The sequence below is a fragment of the Sporosarcina sp. NCCP-2331 genome (genome assembly GCF_023707945.1).
Classification (GTDB): Bacteria; Bacillota; Bacilli; order Bacillales_A; family Planococcaceae; genus Sporosarcina; species Sporosarcina cascadiensis.
This window is the reverse complement of the sequence record NZ_BRCD01000020.1, coordinates 78,675-84,787: the sequence shown is the minus strand read 5'-3', so window position 1 is coordinate 84,787 and position 6,113 is coordinate 78,675. Positions and strand designations below refer to the sequence as shown.

At 43.8% G+C, this 6,113-nt stretch carries 6 protein-coding genes; 4 read left to right on the top strand and 2 right to left on the bottom strand.

The genetic code is table 11. The features are described from left to right. Positions 1 to 22 precede the first annotated feature (22 nt). Positions 23 to 1,927, top strand: coding sequence for a DUF2207 domain-containing protein (locus NCCP2331_RS12530; RefSeq protein WP_251671084.1), 1,905 nt, complete (start codon positions 23 to 25; stop codon positions 1,925 to 1,927). Between the two features lie 21 nt (positions 1,928 to 1,948). On the opposite strand, the gene mscL is transcribed toward NCCP2331_RS12530, so the two are convergent. Then, positions 1,949 to 2,335 carry a large conductance mechanosensitive channel protein MscL gene (gene mscL / locus NCCP2331_RS12525; protein ID WP_251671082.1) on the bottom strand — a complete coding sequence of 129 codons (387 nt, stop codon included), beginning with the start codon at positions 2,333 to 2,335 and terminating at the stop codon, positions 1,949 to 1,951. A gap of 31 nt (positions 2,336 to 2,366) precedes the next feature. Further along, positions 2,367 to 3,011 (bottom strand): phosphatase PAP2 family protein, encoded by a 645-nt coding sequence (locus NCCP2331_RS12520; RefSeq protein WP_251671080.1) that lies wholly within the window; start codon positions 3,009 to 3,011, stop codon positions 2,367 to 2,369. 137 nt (positions 3,012 to 3,148) lie between these two features. Between NCCP2331_RS12520 and ytxJ the strand changes: the two genes are divergently transcribed. The 3 genes from ytxJ (at position 3,149) to NCCP2331_RS12505 (ending at position 6,108) form a co-directional block, all read left to right on the top strand. Then, positions 3,149 to 3,481 carry a bacillithiol system redox-active protein YtxJ gene (gene ytxJ, locus NCCP2331_RS12515; RefSeq protein WP_228551090.1) on the top strand — a complete coding sequence of 111 codons (333 nt, stop codon included), beginning with the start codon at positions 3,149 to 3,151 and terminating at the stop codon, positions 3,479 to 3,481. 187 nt (positions 3,482 to 3,668) lie between these two features. Beyond that, positions 3,669 to 4,718: a Delta(5) desaturase DesA gene (gene desA, locus NCCP2331_RS12510; RefSeq protein ID WP_251671078.1), complete on the top strand. Its 1,050-nt coding sequence runs from the start codon at positions 3,669 to 3,671 to the stop codon at positions 4,716 to 4,718. 262 nt (positions 4,719 to 4,980) lie between these two features. Further along, positions 4,981 to 6,108, top strand: a complete 1,128-nt coding sequence (locus NCCP2331_RS12505; RefSeq protein WP_251671077.1) for a sensor histidine kinase — start codon at positions 4,981 to 4,983, stop codon at positions 6,106 to 6,108. Positions 6,109 to 6,113: the final 5 nt, after the last annotated feature.

Sequence of the window (6,113 nt, the reverse complement as noted above, 5' to 3'; positions counted from 1 at the left end):
TGAAGGTTTAGGGGGTGCGGCTATGAAAAGGTTTTTGACAGTATTTTTATTCATGCTCATAATAGGATTGCCTGCAGGGACAGCGTCGGCAAAATCCTATTCTATCGACGAGGTGCAGATTCGCGGATGGATCAATCCGGATGGAACCATGCTCGTCAATGAACTGTTCACGTACTCGTTTGACGGAGAATTCTCCAGGCTGAAGCGAGCATTCCCCGCCGAACACCGTCCTCAGATTGAGGGATTTAAGGCGTTTCAGGTGATGGACGGCAACGGCAGAGTAGGATTTATCGACGATAACCAGATGAAGAAACTCCCCGTTTCATTGGATAAAGAAAATTGGGTAACGAAAATAGCCCAAAAAGATGGAACGATTCAGGTGATGTACATTTATTATGTTCAAAATGCTGCTGTTTCATACGATACATACAGCGATCTGCGGCTTACCTTTTTTGAAAAAGGTTCTAATCATGATATGGATATGAACGATGTGCAGATCTCTTTTATTTTGCCTGATGAAGCAGGTGAAAAAAATATTCACGGTTACTTTTATGCTTCGGGAGGGAAGGAGCCGGTCGTTCACAGCAACGGCATCCAATTTAATACTCCGGTTTCTAAAGCGAATACCTACACAGCTGTGCGGGTTTTGTTTCCTTCTGGGATGATGACAGCCTCGAATAAAGGCAAAGCACCGGTTTCATTGGAAGAGGCGATAGCAGGTGAACAGCAAAAGATGGACGAGCAGGCATGGAAAGTGGCACAGATTCCCGCACTGAAAAAAATCACCATCGGTTTGACTGTGTTTCTCGGACTTATTGCACTTTTCGTATTCTGGATGAAATCCCGTTTGAGCGGATTTTTTGGAAGCACCGACTATGTGATGAAGACGGATCCACTTTATCTAAGTTTTGTGGATCATTCAGGAGAATGGTTCAGAGGAAGTTTTCTGGCCGGATTATTTTCATTGGTCGATAAAGGAGAGGCATCGGTCGAACTTGCAGACAGTGCGGAACGATTCGCAGACCGTCCGGATTCACCTGATAAGACACTCGCCTTTCAGTTGTTAAAGGGTAAAGGAGATCTGCAGCCGTTTGAACGGAAGTTAGCTGTCTGGCTGTTCAAGGGACGTTTGATGAAAGAGCGATTTCATCTGCATGATATTGCAGAAGGAAAAGAGTCGAAATCCGCTTTGAGAAAACAGCATAAGTTCGAAGTGGAACACACCGAGTGGCATGATGAAGTGAAGGATTTATTAGTGGAATCGGGAACATTATCAACTCGATATTCTTACGTGCTGAGACTGTTCATAGTGATCGCGGCAGGCCTGATGTGTGCAGTTGTATTTTATATCGGCGGAGGGGATGACTGGGGCTACAGACTGGTGCTCCCGGCTATTTTCTTTGCAGTTACGCTGTTCAGCATGAAGGAGCAGATACAAAAATGGCCTTCAGGTTTATACTTTATCGTGCTGCTGTTCACAGTGAATTCATTGGATTATGAAGAATTGACGGGAGTCTTCAGCTGGTTCGTGATTATCGCGCTTATCGCGTTTTACCTGGTTCCGAAGACTGTGCTGAGTTCTAAAACGGCATTCTATACAAAGATGAGCATCAATAAATTCCGGAGAGAGCTGAAATATGGTATGCCGGAAGGGTTGCCGGATGATGAGCAGCAGCAATATCTAATACGTGCCTACTTGCTCAAGCCATCTAAAAAGAAGCTGCCTCAAGTTAGGCGGGCAGAAACCGCGACTGCGGCGGTTGCCATGGCTTCACTCTTTACGCTGCGGGAAGATCCTTTGCAGTTTGTTCATTCAACTTGGGGCCCGAAATTAGTAAAAGCAGGAAGTTCTGACGGTACCTCTTTTGATGGAGGATATTCCGGCGGGGGTGGAGGAGATGGAGGAGGCGGAGCAGGGGCGGATTAACCGCTGTCTGCTCTTTTCCTTCTACTTTTGATCTTTCAATAAGTCACGAATTTCTGAGAGCAGTTCTTCTTTCGTATCCAATGCTTTTTCAGCGGGTTCTTCTGCAACGGGCTCCGGCTCTTTAATTTTGAGCTGCATCAGGACGCGCAGGAAGATGAATATAGATCCCGCAACGATCAGGAAGTTAATGATGGATTGAATAAACAGACCATACTTAATTTCTGTATTTTTATATGGAAAGCTTAATCCCGAGAAGTCCAGGCCGCCTGATAAAATTCCGATAATCGGCGTAATAATATTTTCCACCAGTGAAGAAACAATCGTACTGAAAGCTGCACCGATGACAACACCAATAGCCAGGTCGAAGATGTTTCCTTTAAACGCGAATTCCTTAAAGTCTTTCCACATATACTGTCATTCCTTCTGTAATGAATTTAAATCACGGCGTGGTTCTTTTACGCTGAAACCGTTGGTATATCGTGATGGAAGCAATGACCCAAACGGCACTGGCGTATATACCGCCGACAATATCACTGGGGAAATGCACCCCTAAATAAATACGGCTCACTGCAATCATGACAATCATGAAAACAGCAGCTGTCACGGCTAGTGTCCGGCTCCAAGTATTCCGTAAATTACGCCAAATGATATAAGCGAGAATAGTGTATAAACTGAATGCCATCATCGTGTGACCGCTCGGAAAGCTGTAGCCGCCAATGTCAATCAGACGATGGAGGTCGGGACGTTCTCGTTTGAAGATGAACTTCAGCACTTGATTGAGTATGCCTGTCCCGCCGACAACGGCAACCAGCAATAATGCCTGCACCCCGTGCTTTCTACTGAGAAGTGTTACAAACGCTGCCAGTGCAATCAGCGCAACGGCCATTGTGGAACCGATCGTCGTAAATGCTCGCATGACCACTGTCAGCCACGGAGCTTCTGTACCCTGGACAGCTCCAATGACGGCTTTATCAAATCCGGAAATCGTCTGCATATGAATCGAAGTTGCGACCATTGCAAACAAACCCGCTAATATTAAACAAGCTCCCCAAGTCAGCAATAAACGAATAGACAGTTCACGCATGTCTCCCGGCCTCCTTTCTACTGCTCTATATTGTGAATGAAAGCTAAAAAAATGTACAGTGAAAGGTGGCGGCGCAAGCCTGAAGATTGTTTTAAAAAATGGACGGAAGGTATACTAATGAAAAAAGGGAGTGGTGTATGATGCAGGAAATTTCTACAACGGAAGAATGGGATGAAATACTTGATCAATCCAATGAAAAGCCGGTGCTTATGATGAAGCACAGTTCAACTTGTCCAGTCAGTGCATCTGCATTTTCTGCGTTTCAACGGACAGAAACGAATCTGTCCAAATATTATCTGATTGTGCAGAAGAGCCGACCGCTGTCGCAGGAAATTGAACGGGAACTGCAAATTCGTCACGAATCTCCACAGCTGTTTTTATTGAAAGACGGAAAAGCGGTATGGAAAGCTTCGCATTACGCCATTATGGAACCCTCTATTACAAAGGCAATCCAAGAACATCAGGTGTAAGCCGGCAAAGAATAGTCCGCAGCAGACGCACTCTCCTATGAGAAATGCGTCTTTTTCATTTTGAAGAGATGTCATGGCATATATGACATTTGTCATCTCAAAGTCATGACATCTATGTCTACCCCTCCCTGTCCGTACACGGTATTCTTAATGTATTAGCAAACCCAATTAGGAGGGACATTCAAACATGAGTAAAGAGAAAACGAAACAGCTGCATAAAGACGTCGCACCTTTCGCGAAGTCTGACTTAAAGAAAAGTGTTTTTCAGATGCTGAATACGATACCGCCTGTTTTTATCCTTTGGTTTCTGGCGTATCAGAGCTTGAACGTTTCCGTCATCTTGACAATTGTGCTTTCCATCACAGCTGCGTTCTTCGTAGTTCGCACATTCATTATCTTCCATGACTGTACGCACGGTTCATTCTTCCGCAATAAGAAAGCGAATAATATTGTAGGAACAATCACTGGCGTACTGACATTATTTCCTTATGAAAAGTGGAAAAGAGAGCACTCTATCCATCACGCGACAAGTTCAAATCTTGATAAGCGCGGAGTAGGCGATATTTGGGTAATGACTGTTGAGGAGTATGAGAATGCTTCTAAATGGCAGCGTTTAGGCTATCGTTTCTATCGTAATCCTATCGTGTTGTTCGGTTTTGGTCCCTTATATCTAGTGCTAATCGCAGGTCGTTTTAATCGCAAAGATGCACGTAAGAAAGAGCGTATGAATACGTATTTAATCAATATCATTCTTCTGGCGGTCTACAGCGGATTGATCCTGCTTATCGGCTGGCAGTCATTCGTACTGATTCAGGGCACGATGATGTTCACTGCTGCGGCGCTTGGAATTTGGTTATTCTACATTCAGCACACATTTGAAGATTCTTATTTCGAAGAAGAATCAGATTGGGATTACGTAAAAGCAGCAGTGGAAGGCAGTTCGTATTATCAATTGCCGCGTGTTCTGCAGTGGGCGACAGGTAACATCGGATTCCACCACGTACATCACCTGGCTCCGCGTGTTCCGAATTACAATTTGGAAATGGCGCATGAATTAACACCGCCATTGCAAAAGGCGACAACTATTACATTAAAAACAAGCTTGGAATCATTACGCTACCGTCTGTATGATCCCGCAAATAAAAAGTTCATTACATTTAAAGAAGCCAAACAATCTATCATGGCTAAACAAAAGTTGAAGATTGACTTAAAACCAAAACGCACAACATTTGACTGATCTATGCTGTCCGGAAAGTAGAAATTTACTTTCTGGACAGCTTTTTATGTGCAATTCCATATGCGATCTCATGAAACGCGCCAATATGTGACCTCACCGCGCCAAAAATCTTCTTAAGCAAACCAATTTAGCTTTGCACCGCACCTTTCCTGAAATTGAAATTAGAACGAACCCTCATGCAGCGAAAATGAGATTAGTGCAAGCGGGTCATTCAGGCAACTATTTGTTACAATGGATATATAAAGGGTGGCGATGAGAACCTATGCACAGCTGGTACAGTATTTTTCCGAAAAGCCCATGGCTCAGCATTTATGCATGGGTGGTATTTTGTATTTTACCTTTCTTTTATATTTTACGAAGTGCGTCACCGATGGGGTTATTAATCGGTTTCACGCTTCTGGTGTTCTTCTTTTTATCTTATTACTTTTCCGTGAAATCAGACAGCGGCCTCATGTATATGTGGATCAGTTTTGAGATTGTCATCACCGTTTTGATGACTCTGTTGTTTGGATATGTATACCTATCTATATTTATTGCTTTTTTTATTGGGAATATCCGGAATCCGGTAGGTTTTTTTATCGTTTATGGTTTGCATATTGCTATTTTGATCGGAGCAGTCGTTGCAGGATTCTTTATTGAAATTGAATTGTTTCTTTCGCAGATTCACTTCATTATTCTGGCAATCATCGGGGTCGTGCTGCTGCCGTTTAATCTATATAACCGTCAAAGACGCGATCGGCTGCAGGATCAGCTGATACTTGCAAGACAGCGTATATCAGAGCTGACGATTGTGCAGGAGCGCGAACGGATTGCAAGGGATCTTCATGACACGCTGGGGCAAAAACTGTCAATGATTGGGCTGAAAAGTGATTTGGCAGTACGATTAATGGAACGAGATATCGAATCTGCTAAAGCAGAGCTCCAGGATATACGTCAGATTTCCAGCACCGCATTAAAAGAAGTCCGAGTGCTCGTCAGCGGGATGCGCCGAGTCAAATTGAAGGATGAATTGGTCCGTGTAGAGCAATTATTGAGAGCGGCGGAAATCGAAATAGAACTTGAAGGTGATCCGAATTTTCCGGATATGTCACCGATTGTAGAAAACGTATTGGTTATGTGCCTGAAGGAAGCGATCAATAATGTTGTCAAGCACAGCTACGCAAAGCATTGTTGCATCGCTTTTCAACGGACCGAAAAAGAATTTCGGATTATTGTGAAAGATAACGGAATAGGAATTGCGCAAAATGGGGTGAATCTGCCCGGTAACGGACTGGAAGGAATGGAAGAGCGCCTGGAGTTCGTTAACGGCAACCTTTCTATTTCCAGTCAGGAAGGAACACAATTGAAGATTACAGTTCCCGCTGTTCTGAAACAAATAAAGGAAGGGTGATTACA